The 16,522-nt window shown below is 79.9% G+C and carries 12 protein-coding genes; 7 read left to right on the top strand and 5 right to left on the bottom strand.

The genetic code is table 11. From position 1 onward, the window contains the following. Nucleotides 1–152 precede the first annotated feature (152 nt). From ACRYM0_RS09295 to ACRYM0_RS09275, 5 genes are all read left to right on the top strand, one after another. Nucleotides 153–623: a 5-formyltetrahydrofolate cyclo-ligase gene (locus ACRYM0_RS09295; RefSeq protein ID WP_432504338.1), complete on the top strand. Its 471-nt coding sequence runs from the start codon at nucleotides 153–155 to the stop codon at nucleotides 621–623. A 35-nt stretch (nucleotides 624–658) separates the two neighbouring features. After that, the gene (locus ACRYM0_RS09290) at nucleotides 659–2,179 is read left to right on the top strand and encodes a potassium/proton antiporter (RefSeq protein WP_432504336.1); all 1,521 of its coding nucleotides are present in this window, start codon (nucleotides 659–661) and stop codon (nucleotides 2,177–2,179) included. A 31-nt stretch (nucleotides 2,180–2,210) separates the two neighbouring features. Then, on the top strand, nucleotides 2,211–5,300 hold the full coding sequence (locus ACRYM0_RS09285) for a phosphodiester glycosidase family protein (RefSeq protein WP_432504334.1): 3,090 nt from the start codon (nucleotides 2,211–2,213) through the stop codon (nucleotides 5,298–5,300). A gap of 86 nt (nucleotides 5,301–5,386) precedes the next feature. Next, a complete protein-coding gene (locus ACRYM0_RS09280) occupies nucleotides 5,387–5,740 on the top strand; it encodes an FmdB family zinc ribbon protein (protein ID WP_432504332.1) in 354 nt (117 codons plus the stop codon). Nucleotides 5,741–5,868: 128 nt separating this feature from the next. After that, nucleotides 5,869–6,531 (top strand): SAF domain-containing protein, encoded by a 663-nt coding sequence (locus ACRYM0_RS09275; RefSeq protein ID WP_432504330.1) that lies wholly within the window; start codon nucleotides 5,869–5,871, stop codon nucleotides 6,529–6,531. Between the two features lie 20 nt (nucleotides 6,532–6,551). On the opposite strand, the gene ACRYM0_RS09270 is transcribed toward ACRYM0_RS09275, so the two are convergent. The 4 genes from ACRYM0_RS09270 to ACRYM0_RS09255 form a co-directional block, all read right to left on the bottom strand. Further along, a complete protein-coding gene (locus ACRYM0_RS09270; RefSeq protein WP_432504328.1) occupies nucleotides 6,552–8,093 on the bottom strand; it encodes a putative bifunctional diguanylate cyclase/phosphodiesterase in 1,542 nt (513 codons plus the stop codon). Between the two features lie 227 nt (nucleotides 8,094–8,320). Beyond that, the gene (locus ACRYM0_RS09265; protein ID WP_432504326.1) at nucleotides 8,321–8,521 is read right to left on the bottom strand and encodes a hypothetical protein; all 201 of its coding nucleotides are present in this window, start codon (nucleotides 8,519–8,521) and stop codon (nucleotides 8,321–8,323) included. Continuing rightward, the gene (locus tag ACRYM0_RS09260) at nucleotides 8,518–12,357 is read right to left on the bottom strand and encodes a hypothetical protein (RefSeq protein WP_432504324.1); all 3,840 of its coding nucleotides are present in this window, start codon (nucleotides 12,355–12,357) and stop codon (nucleotides 8,518–8,520) included. Before ACRYM0_RS09260 ends, ACRYM0_RS09265 begins: the two co-directional genes overlap by 4 nt. Before the next feature lie 71 nt (nucleotides 12,358–12,428). Next, nucleotides 12,429–14,084, bottom strand: a complete 1,656-nt coding sequence (locus ACRYM0_RS09255; RefSeq protein ID WP_432504322.1) for a PP2C family protein-serine/threonine phosphatase — start codon at nucleotides 14,082–14,084, stop codon at nucleotides 12,429–12,431. A gap of 162 nt (nucleotides 14,085–14,246) precedes the next feature. Here ACRYM0_RS09255 and ACRYM0_RS09250 point away from each other — a divergent pair, with 162 nt between their 5' ends. Next, a complete protein-coding gene (locus ACRYM0_RS09250; RefSeq protein ID WP_432504320.1) occupies nucleotides 14,247–15,095 on the top strand; it encodes a histidine phosphatase family protein in 849 nt (282 codons plus the stop codon). Continuing rightward, on the top strand, nucleotides 15,092–15,997 hold the full coding sequence (locus tag ACRYM0_RS09245) for an NAD(P)H-hydrate dehydratase (RefSeq protein WP_432504318.1): 906 nt from the start codon (nucleotides 15,092–15,094) through the stop codon (nucleotides 15,995–15,997). Before ACRYM0_RS09250 ends, ACRYM0_RS09245 begins: the two co-directional genes overlap by 4 nt. A 48-nt stretch (nucleotides 15,998–16,045) precedes the next feature. Here ACRYM0_RS09245 and ACRYM0_RS09240 read toward each other — a convergent pair whose 3' ends face one another. Beyond that, nucleotides 16,046–16,459: a hypothetical protein gene (locus tag ACRYM0_RS09240; RefSeq protein ID WP_432504316.1), complete on the bottom strand. Its 414-nt coding sequence runs from the start codon at nucleotides 16,457–16,459 to the stop codon at nucleotides 16,046–16,048. Between the last annotated feature and the right edge of the window lie 63 nt (nucleotides 16,460–16,522).

Genomic DNA, 16,522 nt, shown 5'->3' with positions numbered 1-16,522 from the left:
CCCCCCCCCCCCCCCCCCCCCCCCCCCCCCCCCCCCCCCCCCCCCCCCCCCCCCCGCCCCCGCGCCCCCCCCCCCCGCGCCCCCCCCCCCCCCCCCCCCCCCCCCGCCGCCGCGGTCGCGCAGACTCCGAGGCCACCGACGTCGACGCCGCCCTGGCCCGCACCCTGCTCACCTGCCCCCTCGTCGCCGGCGCGCGGCGCGTGGCGTGCTACGCCTCCCGCCCCGGCGAGCCGGGCACCCGTTCGGTGCTGGCCGAGCTGCGGCGCCACGGCGTGGAGGTGCTGCTGCCCGTGCTGCTGCCCGACGACGACCTGGACTGGGAGGTGCGGGCCGTGCGGCCCGGCCCCGCCGGGTCGGGGCCGCTGGGGCCGGGCGCCATCGCCACCGCCGACGTCGTCGTGGTGCCCGCGCTCGCCGTGGACACCGCCGGGCGCCGGCTCGGGCAGGGCGGCGGCAGCTACGACCGCGCGCTGCAGCGGGTGCCGCGGCGCGTGCCGGTGATCGCGCTCGTGCACGACGACGAGCTGTTCGACGCCGCCGTCAGCCCGCTGCCGGTGCTGCCGCACGACCGGCCCGTGCACGCCGTCGTCACCCCCACGCACTGGATGCCGCTGCTGACCTGACGCGGCCCGCCCGGCGCGGCCCGGTACCGTGCCGCATGACCGTCGGGGAACTCAGCACCGTCCTGCTGGTCTCCTCCGCGGTGCTGCTGCTGGCGGTGCTGGCGGTGCGCCTGTCGGCCCGCACCGGGCTGCCCTCCCTGCTGCTGTACCTGGGCCTGGGGCTGCTGCTGGGCGAGGACGGCGTGGGCATCCACTTCTCCGACGCCGAGCTGGCGCAGGTGCTCGGCTACTGCGCGCTCGTGCTCATCCTCGCCGAGGGTGGCCTGACGACCCGCTGGGACACGATCCGGGGGGTGCTGGCCCCGGCGGCGGTGCTGTCGACCGTGGGCACCGCGGTGTCCACGGCGGTGGTGGGCGTGGGCGCGCACCTCCTGCTGGGGACGTCGTGGCCGGTCTCGCTGCTGATCGGCGCGGTGGTCTCCTCCACGGACGCGGCAGCGGTGTTCTCGGTGCTGCGCTCCCTGCCCCTGCCGCGACGGCTGACGGGACTGCTGGAGGCGGAGTCCGGGCTCAACGACGCGCCCGTGGTCATCGCGGTGCTGACGCTGACGGAGATCGCGGGCGGCGGGGACTCGCCGGCCTGGTGGGCCGCCGCGGGTGAGGCGGTGCTGCAGCTGGCCGTCGGCACCGCCGTCGGCGTCGGCGGCGGGCTCGCCGGCTCGTGGCTGCTGCGCCGCAGCGCGCTGCCGAGCTCGGGGCTGTACCCGGTGGCGGTGCTGGCCCTCACCGTGGGCGCCTACGCCGCGGCCGACCTGCTGCACGGCTCCGGGTTCCTGGCCACGTACCTGTGCGGCCTGGTGCTGGGCAACTCCCGGCTGCCGCACCGGCACGCCACCCGGGGCGTGGCCGAGTCCGCCGGCTGGCTGGCGCAGATCGGGCTGTTCGTCGCGCTGGGCCTGCTGGCGACCCCCTCGCGGCTGCCGGGGGTGGTGGTCGACGCGCTGCTGGTGGGGCTCGTGCTGACGGTGCTGGGGCGCCCGGCGTCCGTGCTGGTGAGCCTGCTGCCGTTCCGCGGGGCGCAGCGGGTGCGGCGGGCGGAGCTGGTGTTCCTGTCCTGGGCGGGGCTGCGCGGGGCGGTGCCCGTCGTGCTGGCGACCGTGCCGGCGGTGGCGGGGGTCAGCGGCACGGAGCGGCTCTTCGACGTGGTGCTCGTGCTGGTCGTCGTGTTCACCCTGGTCCAGGCGCCCACCCTGCAGCCGCTGGCGCGGGCGCTGCGGCTGGCGCCGGCCGCGGCGACCGCCGACCTGGACGCGGAGGTGTCGCCGCTGGGGACGCTGTCGGCGGACGTGGTGCGGGTGCGGGTGGGCACCGGTTCGCGGCTGCACGGGGTGGAGGTGTTCGAGCTGCGGCTGCCGGTGGGCGCGAAAGTGACGCTGGTGGCCCGCGACGGGGCGACGTTCGTGCCCGGGCCGCGCACCGCGCTGCGCCGCGGCGACGAGGTCCTGGTGGTCACCTCCACCGCGGAGCGGGCCGCGGTCGAGGAGCGGCTGCAGCAGGTGAGCCGGCACGGCAAGCTCGCGGACTGGCGGCACCCCCGGCCCGAGGGCCATCAGTAACAGCGCGTTACTCAGCAGGTACCGTGCGCTCATGCGCCGTCGCACGGTCCTCACCGGAGCCCTGGGCACCCTGCTCCTGCCCGCCGCGCTCCCCGCGCGCGCCGCCACGCCCGGCCCGCCGGGCGAGACGGGCCTGCCGGACCTGCGCGCGCTGGCCGCGGCCCCCGGCCGGGTCGAGCTGGAACGGACCCTGAGCACCGTCGCCCCCGGCCTCGTCCTCGAACGGCTCGCCACCCTGGACGCCGCCGGCTCCGTGCGCACCTCCCTGCTGCGCCTGGCGCCCGGCACCGGCACCCGTCCCGCGCTGCTGCAGCGCAGCCTGTCCGAACCGCGCACCCCCGCCGAGCTGGCCGCGGCGGCCGGCGCCGTGGCCGCCGTCAACGGCGACTTCTTCGACATCGACCGCACGGGCACCCCCGACGGCCCCGTCGTCGTCGCCGGGCGGCCTCTCAAGGCCGACGCCGGCGTGCAGCGCGCCGTCGGCGTGGACGACTCCCCCGCCGGGTGGACCGGCCGCCTCGGCGACGTGCAGCTCACCGGCACCGCCACCGTCGGCACCCGCACCTGGCCGCTGTCCGCCCTGGGCACCCGCACCGTCCCGGCCGACGCCGTGGCCCTGTTCACCCCCGACTGGGGACCGGGCGACCGGGCGCTGACCGCCCCCGGCGGGGTGGAGGTGGAGGTGCGCGCCGGGCGCGTCAGCGCGGTGCGCGCCCCCGGAGCCGCCCCCGTGCCCGCGGACGGCTTCGTCCTCGTCGCCACCGGCGCCCCCGCCGCCGCGCTGGCCGGCACCGCGCCCGGCACCGGCGCGAGCACGTCCGTGGACGTGCGGGTCGGCGCCCTGGACCCCGGCTCGGACGGCTTCGCGCTCGGCGCGCGCCTGGAGCTCGTGCGCGACGGCCGCGTCGCCGCCATCGACACCGCCGACCCCACCTGGGCGGCGCTGCGCGCCCGCACCGCGATCGGCTGGACCCGCACCGGCGAGCTGCTGCTGCTCACCGCCGACGGCGGCACCGCGCGCTCGCGCGGGCTGACCGCCGTGGAGACCGCGCAGCGGATGGTGCAGGCCGGCGCCGACGGCGCCGTGATGCTCGACGGCGGCGGCTCGGCGCAGCTGGTGGCGCGCCCGGCCGGGCAGGCGGCGGCGGTCGTCGTCGGCGAACCCTCCGACGGGGCGCCGCGGCCCGTCGCCCACGCGGTCGGGCTGCTGGCGCCGCCCTCCGACGGCCGTGCCACCGGGATCGCCTGGCACGGCCCGGGCGGGCGGGTCTTCCCCGGCCTGCACCTGGTCGTGACGGCCGTGGGCACCGACGCGGCGCTGGCGCCCGCGCCGCTGCCCGCGGCGACCGCGAGCACCGCGGAGCCCGCCGTGGCCGTCGTGGAGGGCAGCGCCGCGACCCCCGCGGGCGGCTCGCGGGTCGTCCTGCGCGGCGCGGCCCCCGGCCGCACCGCGCTGCGGGTGCGCTCCGGCGCCGCGGCCGGGGAGCTGGCCGTGGAGGTGCTCGGGCCGCTGCGCACCCTGGAGCTGGACCCGGCACCGGTCCTGACGGCCGCGGGCGCGACGGCCGACGTGCAGGTCGTGGGCCGCGACGGCGAGGGGTACCGCGCCCGCGTCGACGCCGGCGACGTGCAGCTGTCGGCCGACCCCGCGCAACTGGGCGTGCTCGCGCTGCCCGACGGGCGCGTGCGGCTGACGGCCGCAGCAGCCGGCCCCGCCGTCGCCGGGCTCGTCCTGCGCGCCGGGGCGGTGTCCAGCACCGCCCCCGTCGCGCTGGGGCTGAGCACCACCCCGGCCGACCCCGTCGCGGACCCCGCGCGCTGGAGCGCGGCCGCCACCCGCGCCACCGCGTCCCTGGCGCCCGTCCCCGTCGGCGACCTGCCGGGGGTGGGCGCGGCCCTGCGCCTGACCTACGACTTCCGCGGTCAGCCGGCCGGCACGTCCGTGGCCGCCGCCGTCGCCGACCCGCCCGTGGCGCTGCCGGCCGGCACCCGCCAGGTCGCCCTGCGGGTGCGCGGGGACGGCGCCGGCGGCTGGCTGCGGGCGGTGCTGCGCGTGGACGGGGCGGCCCGGCCGCTGACGTTCGCCGAGCGGGTCGACTTCACCGGCTGGCGGCGGCTGGTCGCCGAGGTCCCCGCCGGCGCCCGGCAGGTGGCGCTCGAGCGCGTGTACCTGGCGCAGACCGACGTGGCGCGGCGGACGGCCGGCGCCCTGGACCTGGCCGCGCTGGAGGCCGGCGCGGCACCGGCCCCGCCGGAGGCGGACGGCCCGCGCGACCCCGCCCTGGCCCCGGGCACCGCCACCGGCCCGCGCACCGGGCGGGTGGCGGTCCTCGCCGCCGTGCACGTCCGGGCGGACCGGGACGGCGGCGACGCGCTGCTGCGGCGGGCGCTGCGGCAGGCGGTCGCCGCCGGGGCGCAGCACGTCCTGCTCGCCGGGGACGCCGTGGGGGCGCCCGGCAGCGGCGGCACCGACGCCGACGTCGCGCTCGTCCTGCAGGCCCTGGCCGCCGAGCTGCCCACCGGCACGGGGTGGTCGTGGCTGCCCGGGGACGGGGAGGTGGGCACCGCGGCCGCCGCGGGGCCGTCCTCCTCCGGCGGCGCGGCCACGCACCGCCGCCTCGACCTGGCCGGCACGCGCCACCTGCTGCTGGACGCCGGCGGTGGTTCGCTGCGCGCGGCCGGCTTCGGCCAGCTGCCGTGGTTGCGCGCCGAGCTGGACGCGGCGGCGGGCGACGAGGGCGTCACCGGCGTCGTCGTGACCGCGTCGCGCGGCCCGGGCACGGGCGCCGGGGACCTGGCCGACCCCGACGAGAGCGCGCTGCTGCGCACCTGGGCGGCCGACTGGCGCACCACCACGGGCAAGCGGATCGCCCTGCTGGGCCGTGCCGGCGGCACCGCACCGCGCCTCACCCGCCGCGAGGGGGTGCTGGAGGTCGGCGCGGCCCGCGCGCTCGTGCCCGGCAGCGCCGCGGGCGCCTGGACGCTGCTCACCCTCGACGCGGACGCCGCGAGCGCGCCGGGGGCCGCCGGGGCGCTGCCCGCGGGCGACGACGGGTGGGTGCGGGTGCACGCCCACCCGCTGGGCGCCCCGGTGGCGCGGCGCCGGCGCCGGGTGCGCTGAGCGCGGCGCACGGCCGGGACGACGAGTACGATTGGCACTCGAACTCCCCGAGTGCCAGTCGGGGTCCGCAGCTCCCTGGAGACGACGTGCCCACCTACGCCTACGCGTGCCAGCAGTGCGACCACACCTTCGAGGTCCGCCAGTCCTTCAGCGACGACGCCCTGACCAGCTGCCCGGAGTGCTCCGGGCAGCTGCGCAAGCTCTTCAACAGCGTCGGCATCGTCTTCAAGGGCTCCGGCTTCTACCGCACCGACTCGCGCGGCACGGGCTCGGAGGGCAAGGGCTCCGAGAGCAAGGGCGCCGAGAAGAAGGGCTCCGGCGCGAGCACCGGGGCCGCGGCTCCCTCGGGGTCGTCCGGCACCGCGGCGGCGAGCTCGTCGTCGGGCTCCTCCAGCACCTCCTCGAGCTCCTCCACCGGCGGGTCCACCTCCGCCGCCTGACGACCGGGCGCGCGACGCCCCGGCCGCCGGGGCGTCGCGGTGTCCACCGGCGCCGGCGGCGGACGGCCGTCCACAGCGGCGCCGGCGGTCCCGGTGCACGCCGTCGCACCGCGGCCTACGGTCCCGGCGTGCTGCGCGAGACGACCCCCCGCCCTCCCGGGCCCCGCGACCGGCGCCGCCGCCGGCTGGCCCGCCGCTGGCTCAGCGCCGGCCTGAGCGCCGGCGCGGCCGGGGTGGCGGTGTGGGCGCTGTCGCCACCCGCCCCGCAGACCCGGGCGGTGCTCGTGGCCACCCGCGACCTGCCCGCCGGCGCCGCGCTGTCCGAGGCGGACGTGCACCGCGCGCAGCGGCCGGTGGCCACCGTGCCCGACGGGGCGCTGGACCCGGTCTCCGCGGCGGGGGCCGTGCTGGCCGGCGCGGTGCGCCGCGGCGAGGTCCTCACCGACACCCGCACCACCGGCGCGGGCCTGCTGGCCGGGCAGCCGCCCGGCACCCTGGCCACCACGGTCGCCGTGGACGACCCGGCCGTCCTGGACGGGCTGCGCCCCGGTGCCCGCGTGGACGTCCTGGCCCGCACCGACGACCCCGTCACCGGCCTGGCCACCGGCGCCGAGCGCGTGGCCACCGACGTCGTCGTGCTGGCCGTGCCGGCCGCCACCACCTCCGGCGGGCTGCTGGGCCCGGCCTCCGCCGGCGCGACGGGCAGCGTGCTGGTGGCGGTGGACGCGCCCACCGCCGCCGACCTCGCCGCCGCCGCCGGGCGGACCGTCCTCGCGCTGCGCGCGCCGTGACGCCGGCCCGGCGCCGGCCCTCAGAGCGCGCCGGAGGGGTGGCGCGGTGCAGCGGGCCGGGGCACCACGCCGGGCGTGCGCGCGGCGCGCTGCGCGGCCAGCACCCACAGGACGTCGTCCGGCGCCACCGGCTCACCCACGTGGCTGCCCTGGGCGACGTGGCAGCCCATCGCTGCCAGGGCCCGCAGCGTGTCGGCGTCCTCCACCCCCTCGGCGACCACGCGCAGCCCGAGGTCGCGCGCCATCTGCACGGTGGAGCGCACGATGACCGCCCGCGCGCGGTCGCCGGTCATCGCCGTGACGAAGCTGCGGTCGATCTTCAGCTCGTCCACGTCCAGGCCGGTGAGCTGGCGCAGCGAGGAGTGGCCGGTGCCGTAGTCGTCGACGGCCACGGAGCAGCCCAGCGCCCGCAGCCCGCGCACCACGGCGCCGGCGCGCTGCAGGTCGGACACCAGCCCCGTCTCGGTGATCTCCAGCACCAGCGCGCGCGCCGGCACCTCGTGGCGCCGCAGCGCGGCGTCGACCAGCGCGGGCAGCCCGGCGTCGTCCAGCGAGCGCGCGGACAGGTTCACCGAGACCGTGACGTCGCACCCGCACGCCCGCCAGTCCGCCACGTCGCCCAGGGCCTGCTCCAGCACCACGCGCGTCATCTCGTGCACCAGGCCGGAGCGCTCCGCCAGCGGCACGAAGCGGTCCGGCGCCACGGTGCCCAGCTGCGGGTGGCGCCAGCGCACCAGCGCCTCGGCACCCACGAGCACCCCCGTCGCCGGCTCGACCTGCGGCTGGTACTGCACGAACAGCTCACCGCACCGCACCGCGCGCGCCAGGTCCGCCTGCAGCAGCAGCCGTCCGGGCTCGCCGGCGGTGTCCCCACCGGTGTAGGTGCAGGCCCGCCCCCGCACCTCCTTGGCCTCGTGCAGGGCGGCGTCGGCGCTGCCGAGCAGCTGCGCCGCGCCGGCGCCGTGCCGGGGTGCCAGCGCCACCCCCACGCTCACCGGCACCAGCACGCCGGTCCCGCCGACGCGGTGGTCGCCCGCCTCGGCCACGACCCGGCGGGCGAGGTCCTCCGCGACCGCGCCGTCGGGGACGAGCAGCGCGAACTCGTCGCCCCCCAGGCGGGCGACCACCGCGCCCGCGGGCGCCAGCGCCCGCAGGCGCCCGGCCACCCGGCGCAGCACCTCGTCGCCCACGGGGTGCCCCAGGGCGTCGTTGACGTCCCGGAAGCGGTCGAGGTCCACCACCAGCATGCCGGGGCCGGCCACCCCGGAGGACGTGCGCAGGGCCCGGGCGGTGGCCGCGAGCAGCTCCTGCCGGCCCGGCAGCCCGGTCAGGGCGTCGCGCGAGGTGGCGGCCCGGTGCGACCGGGCGGCGCGGACGACGACCGGGACGGCCAGGGCGAGAGCCAGGACGAGGGCTGCGGGCGACGCCCGCCACGGCGGCGCGAACGGCAGCCGGACGCAGAGGAGCAGGAGAGCCACCAGCAGCAGCAGCACGAGCACGCCCGGGGAGCGGGGGCGCCGCGCCCTGGAGGTCGCGGTGCCCACGGTGCGCTTGCGGGGCACGCTCCACCTCCCACCGTCGTCCCGGCCGTCGCTGCGACCGGGGCGCTGGGGTGGCCCCGGTCCGCCGGCTGGCGCCCATCATGTGGGCCCGTGCCGCCGGGAGGAACCCCTGCGGCAGCAGTGATCCATCGACGTGGACCCGTAGTCACCGAACACCGACCAGCGGTCACCGAGAGGTGGCGGAGGGCTGATCCACTGAGCACGCTGAGTCGTCAGCGAGAGCGGCGTCAGTCCCAGTGCGGCGGTCGCTGGGAGAGGTACCACTCGTCGTCGAGACCACCCGCGGCGTCGCCCCACCCCTCGTCGCGGTCGTCGGCGGAGCGCTCGTCCTCCGGCGGCACCTCCCGGGCGGCGTCCTCCCCGCCACGGTCCGGCCCGTCGCGGTCGTCCCGCGCAGCGCGGGGGGCGGGACCGCCCGGCACGCTCACGACGCCTCCCCGCGCGGCAGCGGCACCTGCTGGGGCGGCTGGGCCGGCCGGGACTCGTCCCGGCCGGCCGTCGGCGCGTCGTGCCCCGCCCCCCGCGGTGGTGGAGGGGCCTGCGGCGGTGGAGGGGCCTGCGGCGGTGCGGCGAGCCCGCGCAGGTCCAGCACGAGCTCGGCGTCGGGCCCCAGCTCGTCGACCGCCTCGCGCCAGCGGCCGGCGATCCGGGCGGCCTCGGCCGCGGGGTCGGCGAGCACCTCGGTGGCCAGGGACCGCACGTAGCGCCAGCCGCAGCGCTCCAGCCGGGCGGGGCCGTCCACCTCCCGCTCCAGCACGTCGGCGGCCGCCCACGCGGGGCCGTCCAGCTCCACCGCGAGCGCCGGACCGCTGCCGTCGGGGCGGCGCACCGCCAGGGGCACCGCCCGCGAACGGCCCACCCGGAGCTGCACGGGCAGCCCGAGGTCGCGGCAGGCGGCGGCGAGGCGGCGCTCCAGCGCGCTCGACCGGAACCCCTCCGGCCCGGGCTCCCCCGGAGCGGCCCCGTCCACCGCGGCCTCCCACGCCAGGGCGACCCGCAGCAGGGGGTCCCGCCCGTCCCCGGCGGTTCCGCGCCCGTCCGCCCCGCCGCCGGGCGCGGCGTCGTCCCGGCGCGCGTCGTCCAGCACCACGGTGGTGCGCCGGCACGCGCGCGTCAGCGCGAGCACGACGTCCTGCGGCGGGGCCTGCCCGGCGCCCAGCCCCGCTCCGCCCAGGACGGGGTCGGCCAGGACGACGACGTGGTCGCGGCGCTCGCCCGTCCAGCGGGACGGCTCGGCCACCAGCACCTCCCCGTCGCCGCCGCCGGGCACCAGGCCCTCCTCGGTGACGCGGCGGCGCACGGCGTCCGCGAGCAGGTCGGCACCGGCGGCGTCCGGGACCACCACGCCCAGGGAGTGCCCGGGGTGCCGGCGCAGGGCGTCGACGACGACCTCGAGGACGAGGCCCACCAGCGCGTCGGGTCCGCGGCGGGCCGCGGGGGCGCGCAGCGAGGTGCGGTGCACGGCGCGCGGCTCCGGTCCGGCGCCGCGCAGCGAGTCCGGGGCGGGCAGGTCCCCGGCGACCGGCACGCCCTCCAGCAGGCGGTCGTCCAGGCAGGCGTGCTGGCGCTCCAGGCCCAGCCCGGGCAGCACGCCTGCGGTGTCGTCCAGCAGGTCGCCCAGCGGCTCGCCCAGCGGGTCGGCCGCCGGCAGCGCCCCGGCGGTGGCCAGGTCGGCGGGACCGGGCAGGGCCGGGTCGCCCACCACGACGACCTGACGGCCGCGGGCCAGCGCGGGCAGGACCCAGGAGGTGGCGCTGGACCGCGCGCCGAGGACCACCACGAGGTCCGCGGCGGGCAGGTCGGCGCCCAGGGCGGCGGCGCCGGCCGCCGACAGCGCCGTGCAGGGCAGCAGCGCGCCCGCCGCGGCCAGCTCGGGCGCCAGCGGCTCGGCGGGACCGGCGGCGGTGCGCAGCGGCGGGCGGGCGGGGCGCTCCGGCGGGACGGGCGCGGCGCCCGCGCGCGCGTCGACCGCGCCGCGCACCCGGCGCGCGTCGTGGGCGCGGGCCGCCGCCCGGGCGAGCTGCAGCGCGGCGCGCGCCCGCCGCAGCGCGGTGGTGTCCGGCGCCCCGACGAGGGGGTCGGCCAGGGACAGGGCGTCCAGGACGCCCGCCCACCACGCGCACTCCACCTCGGCGGTCAGGTCCACGCTGCCCGGGCCGTCCCAGCGCGCGCCCAGGTCGTCCAGCAGGGGCTGCCAGCCCGCCGCGGCGAGCTCGTCGAGCAGCACGGTGCGCTCGGGCAGGTCGTCCAGCGCACCGGCTGCCCGCACCAGGTCGCGCAGCAGCGCGGTCAGCTCGGGCAGCTGCACGTCCAGCAGGGAACCGTCCGGGGCCAGGTCGGCGAGCAGCCGCGCGGGCAGGACGCGCTGAAGCTCGAGCAGGTCCGCGCGCAGCGCCGCCACCGCCACGCACAGCTCGTCCAGCCCGTCCGGCACGTGCGGGGCGCCGTCGCGCACCGAGACCCGCTGCCACGCCAGGCGCTGGGCCCGGGCGAGCTGCAGCCACTCGTGCAGCTCGGCGGTGCCCTCGGGCGCCGCCACGGGCAGCAGCAGGGCGCGGGCCTGCCGCCGCAGCCGCCAGCGGGCCACGGCGCCCACGCGCACGCCGTTGTCGCGGCGCCACTGGGCGGTGGCGGTGGCGGCGGCCACGTCGCCCAGGGAGACGGCGAAGACGTCCGGGCCGAAGCGGGCGACGGTGGTGCGCACGCCCTCCAGCAGGTCGACGCGCTCGGCGGCCTCGGCGACCGACGCGGCTCCGCGCAGGCCCGCCGCGTCGCAGACGGTCGCCATGAGCGCCCGCGCGGCCGGCAGGGTGTCCTCCAGCGCGCTGCGCACCCGGGTCAGCGCGTCCGCGGCCGCCCGCGGGCTGCGCAGCTGCGCCCCGGCCCACGGGCCGCTGGTTCCGGCGGGGTCGAAGGCGCCCAGCTCCACGGCGCGGCGCAGCCGCCCGGCCCAGGCCGGCAGGTCCTCGCGGCGGCACGCGGCCAGGTCCTCGCCGCGCAGGCGGCGGGTCGTGGTCGCCGGCACGGGGCGCTCGGCCAGCTGCGCCAGCGCCTCCAGCGCGTCGTGGACGCTGACGCCCCAGGGCGCGCGCCGGCGGTGCAGGGCCTGGGCGTGCTCCTCCAGCAACGCCGCGTCCGCGGCCGGGTCCGGGCGCGTCCCGGTCGCCTCGGCACCGCGGCGCGCCTCGAGCTCGCCGCGGGCGGTGCGGGTCTGCTCGCGCACGTCGGCGAGCACGGCGGCGGGGTCCAGGTCGGCGGTCAGGTGCAGCACGAGCCGGCCCAGGCCGTGCTCGCGCAGCCGCTCGTCGACGGCGCGCCGCTCGGCGGCGGCGTCGGCCACCAGCAGGGTGGTGCGCCCGGCCGCGGCCCCCGCGGCCACCAGCGCCGCGGCGACCTGGGTGGCGCCGGTGCCGGCGGGGGCCTCCAGGCGCAGGTCCGCACCGGACAGGACGTGCTCGACGGCGCGCCGCTGCGCCGCGTCCAGCGGCAGGCCGACCCGGTCCGCGGTCGCCGGCGCGGTGGGGGGACCGGCGGTGCAGGGCTCGGCGGGGGCCACGGACCCGCCCTCGGCGAGGGCGCGCACGACCCGGTGCCCGCGCACGTCGGCGCCGTGCCGGCGCAGGTGGGTCAGCAGGTCCGAGCCGGGATCGGCGAACGTGGCCAGCAGCAGCCGTCGCTCCACCCGCAGGCCGGGCACGCCGGCGAGCTGGCGGCGCACCTCGTCCAGCGCCGGCTCGGGGTCGAAGCCGCGGTGCCTGCCCACGGCCCGCGCGACGCGCTCGTCGTCCAGCTCCACGCCCAGCTCGGCGCGGGCGGTGCGCACGAGGACGGGGTTGACGAGCACCCCGGGGTCCAGCCGCACCACGAAGTCCTCGCGGGCCTCGGCGGCGGGGGTCAGGGAGCAGCGGCGCAGCAGCAGGGGTGTGCGGCGCGCCGGGGCGCCGGTGGGCGGGGTCCACGTGACGGTGCCCACCGCGACGGCGAGGGCGCGCGTGCCGCGCTGGGCCAGCAGGACGGCGGCGCGGCGGTGGGTGGCACGCACGCGCCGGCGCGCGTCGGCCCGGGCACCGGGTTCGCGCACGAGGCTGGACAGCGGTGCCGGGCCGCCGGCGAGCAGCTGGGCCAGGCCGGAGGGGTGCGCGGTGGTCAGGTCCAGCCCCTCGTCGGGGGCGTCCAGCAGCGCGGACGTCCCGCCGAGCGCCTGCGCCTGCGCCCACCACCGCCGTCGGGTCGCGTCGGCGGTGCGGGGAGCGACGTCGTTCACGCCCTCCACAGTAGGCGCGCCGGGGACCGGTCCGGCCCGCTCGCCGCGCCGCTCACCCGGTGGGGCGCCGCTCACCCGGTGGGGCGCCCCGGCCCGGCGGCGGGGGCGGCGGCCGGGCGGGCGCCCGGTGGCGCGGCGGGGACGGTGCTGGCCGAGCGGGCCAGCGCGACGAGGGTGACGTCGTCGCGGGCGCGCCCGCCGCTGTGGCGGCGGGCGACCTCGAGGGCCTCGTCGACGAGGGCCTGCGGGGTCAGCTCCGGCAGCCGGGACAGCGCCGCCAGGACCCCTTCCACCCCGAGCTCGTCGGTGGTGCCGGTGGGGCGCGCCTCGGTGAGCCCGTCGGTGTAGACGACGAGCATCGAGCCGGGGGCCAGGGAGGCCGTGCCCGTGGTCCAGGCGCCGGGCACGTCCAGGTGCAGCCAGGACAGCAGCGGGCCGGTGGCCCCCAGCTCCGTGACCACGCGCACGACGCCGCCGTCGGAGCGCAGGACCAGCGGGGCGGGGTGCCCGGCGTTGGCGTACCGCACCAGACCGGAGTCGGGGTCGACGACGGCGACGACGCAGCTGGCGAAGCGCTCGGCCTCGTCGGTGAAGACCCGCGCGGCCATGGCCAGCGCCAGGTCGGGCTCGGGGGCCAGGTGCAGGGCGGCCTCCAGCAGCCGCTTGAGCTGGATGGCCACGATGCCGGCGCGGGCGCCGTGCCCGGAGACGTCGGCCACCACGACGGCGTAGCGGCCGTCCTCCAGGTGCAGCACGTCGTACCAGTCGCCGGCCAGCAGGCCCTCGGCCGGGCGCAGCGCGGCGGCGGAGGACCAGCCGGCGACGGTGGGGAGCTCGTGGGCGGCGAGCTGGTCGCGGACCTCGGCGACGAGGGGCTGCCCCTGGGCCAGGGCCTCGCGGGCGGAGACGGCGTCGGCGAGCTCGTCGAGGATGCGCCGGCGCATCGTCTCGGCCGAGTGCGCCACGGCGGCCAGCTCGGGGGGGCCGGCCAGCCCCACGGGGGTCTGCAGGTCGCCGCCGCCGACGCGCAGCATCTGCTGCGAGAGCAGGTCCAGGGGGCGCAGCACCCAGCGGCGCACGAGGTGCAGCACGCTGGGGACCATGAGCAGGGCGACGGCGAGGACGCCGACCTGCACGAGCTGGAACCGGCCGAGGTCCTGCTCGGCCTGGAGCGCGTCAGCGGTGCGCTCCTCCTGCAGGTCCCGCGCCAGGACCTCCATGTCGAGGTAGGCGTTGCGGAACTCCCGGCTCGCGGGCGCGTTGGCGAGGGCCCTGCGCAGGCCCTCCTCGTCCCCGCTGGCCTTGACGAGCGCCTGGCTGTCGGCGACGGTCCGCCACTCGTCGACGTCCTGCAACGACTCCTCCAGCTCACCGCTGAGCACGGGGGACCCCAGGGCGGCGAACTCCTCGCGGAGCGACGCCTCGTGCTCGGCGAGCTGCTGGGCCAACTGCTCGCGCTCCCGGGCGAGGCGCGGCGTCTGGGTGGGGTCGGCCGACAGCACGTACTGCTGGTGCACGGCGTGCAGCTCGACGAAGTCCCCGCGGAGCTTCCGCAGGCCCTCACCGACGGTCTCCCACTGCTCCTGGGCCGCTCGGCGTTCCTCCTCCTCCCCGCCTCCCTCCGTGTGCCACAGGCTCTGGGCGAGGACGACGGTCAGCGCGAGGGAGATGAGCAGGAAGACGCCGGCCATGACGGACACGCGCCGCTGCAGGGTGGTGCGCAGCATCAGGCGGTGCCAGCGCCGTGCGAGCCGCTTCAGCGTCCACCTCCTCCTCGGCCGGTGGGCGCGTCGGCCCGCCGGGGTGCGTCGTCACACCTTGTCACCTCCCGGTGCGGGCGAGCAGCAGCTCAGCGCGCACGGGCGGGCCCGCTGGGATAGACGTGGGGGGTGGTCCACTCCCCCGCCCCCACCGGCTCCACCGCCACCACCGGTCCGCGCTGGCCCGCGTCCCTGACGCTGGTGCGCCACGGGCAGAGCACCGGCAACCTCGCCGACGCCCGGGCGCGCGAGCAGGACGCCGAGGTGGTGGACGTGGGCGAGCGCGACGCGGACGTGCCCTTGTCCGACCTGGGTCGGCGGCAGGCGGCGGCCGTGGGCCGGTGGCTGGCGACGGACCCGGACGCTCCTCCGGTGCCGCAGGTGGTGATCAGCTCCCCGTACGTGCGGGCGCTGCGGACCGCGGAGGCGGTGGTGCGCGGCGCGCGCGAGACGGGGCTGGACGTGCCGGACCCGCGCACGGACGAGCGGCTGCGCGAGCGGGACCTGGGCTGGTGGGACGGGCTGACGGGCGCGGGGGTGCGGGCCCGCTTCCCGGAGGAGTCCGCGCGGCGGGCGCGGCTGGGGAAGTTCTACTACCGCCCGCCGGGCGGGGAGAGCTGGTGCGACGTGGCGCTGCGGGTGCGCAGCGTGGTGGCCTCGCTGCGCGAGGAGCACCCCGGCCGGGACGTGCTGGTGGTCTCCCACCAGGCCGTGATCACCAACTTCCGGCTGGTGCTGGAGGGCCTGGACGAGCGCTCGGTGCTGGAGCTGGACGCGCACGAGCCGCTGGCGAACTGCTCGGTGACCTCCTACGCGTGCGGGGACGGCGGCGTGCAGCTGCGGCTGGCCGGGGACACCAGGGCGGTGGAGGGGGTGCGGGTCACGGACGACCCCGCCGACGACCCCACCGACGAACCCGCGCAGGACCGCGACGTCGACCGCGCCGGCGGCCGCCGGGGTGCGCAGGTGGCGCGGTGAGCGCGCGCGACGCGGCGGCGGACGCGGTGACGGTGACGTCGGCGGTGCTGCGCGAGTGGCCGCTGCCCCCGCCGGGCGTCGGCAAGGAGGCGCGCGGGCGCACGTGCGTGGTGGGCGGCAGCGAGCGCACGCCGGGCGCGGCGCTGCTGGCCGCGGAGTCGGCGCTGCGCTGCGGCGCGGGCAAGCTGCAGGTGGCCACGACGTCGGCGACGGCGCCGGCGCTGGGGGTCGCGCTGCCGGAGGCGCTGGTGCTGGGGCTGCCGGCGAACGCGGAGGGGGGCATCGACCCCTCGTGCGGTGCGCAGGGCTCGGAGCTGGCGGAGCTGGTGCAGGGGGCGCACGCGGTGTGCCTGGGCGTGGGCACGGTCGGGGAACCGGCGGTGGTGGCGCTGCTGGAGGCGCTGGTGCCGCCGCTGCGCGAGACGGTGGTGCTGGACGCGCTGGGCCTGGCGCCGGTGACGCGCGACGCCACGTTCCTGCACCACCTGCAAGGGCGGGCGGTGCTCACGCCGAACCTGACGGAGCTGGCGATCGTGCTGGGCGCCGACGAGGACGAGGTGGGCCGCGACACGGCGGCGGCGGCGCGGGAGCTGGCGCGCCGCAGCCGGTGCGTGGTGGCCGCCGGCGGCGGGGAGTCGTGGATCGCCGCCCCGGACGGGCGGTTGTGGCTGGACGTGTCCGGCGGGGCGGGGCTGGGGGTCTCCGGGTCCGGCGACGTGCTGTCGGGGATCGTCACGGGCCTGTGCGCGCGGGGCGCGGACCCGGTGCAGGCGGCGGTGTGGGCGTGCCACCTGCACGGGCGGGCCGGGGACCGGCTGGCCAGCTCGGTGGGGCGGCTGGGCTTCCTGGCCCGGGAGCTGCCCGCGGAGGTGCCGCGGGTGCTCGCCGAGATCGAGGTGTGACCCCGGGACCGCCCCGGGATCAGCGCGGGGCGGCCGCCGGCGGGGCCGTCAGGACAGCAGGGCCGCGGCGGCGGGCACGACGTCGGCCAGGGGGACCTGCAGGTTCCAGGTGGTGGAGGAGCGCTGCCCGGCGGTGTGCGGGTCGCCGTCGGGGCCGGCCCAGGACTGCGGCTCGGCGGTGACCTTCCAGGCGCCGGCGCCGTGCTGGCGGGCGCGGGCGGCGAGGGCCTCGTCGCCGGAGCCGGCGGCGGCGGAGGCGATGACGTCGACGGCGCGGCTGAGCGAGCGGGCGTCGTAGAAGGCGATGCTGCACCCGGTGTCGGTGGCGCTGGTGGCCACGAGGATGCAGCCGGACTCGGCCAGGGCGGCGTCGATGGCGGCGAGGGCGGCGCTCTGGCGGGGTGCGCGGCGGGGGCCGGGCACGCTCGCGCTGGAGGCGGTGCGCAGGGTCTGAACGGACATCCGGAGTTCTCCTCGGGAGACGACGTCGGCCGGGTGTCGGAGTCCCCCTCGACTCGGCCCGAC

The sequence above is a fragment of the Kineococcus arenarius subsp. arenarius genome (assembly GCF_050871845.1).
GTDB lineage: Bacteria > Actinomycetota > Actinomycetes > Actinomycetales > Kineococcaceae > Kineococcus.
This window is presented reverse-complemented; position numbering and strand designations above follow the sequence as displayed.

Coding starts and splice junctions, on each gene's coding strand:
- ACRYM0_RS09240 (WP_432504316.1), bottom strand. CDS start 16,459: ATGTCCGTTCAGACCCTGCGCACCGCCTCCAGCGCGAGCGTGCCCGGC.
- ACRYM0_RS09255 (WP_432504322.1), bottom strand. CDS start 14,084: ATGCTGCGCACCACCCTGCAGCGGCGCGTGTCCGTCATGGCCGGCGTC.
- ACRYM0_RS09290 (WP_432504336.1), top strand. CDS start 659: ATGACCGTCGGGGAACTCAGCACCGTCCTGCTGGTCTCCTCCGCGGTG.
- ACRYM0_RS09285 (WP_432504334.1), top strand. CDS start 2,211: ATGCGCCGTCGCACGGTCCTCACCGGAGCCCTGGGCACCCTGCTCCTG.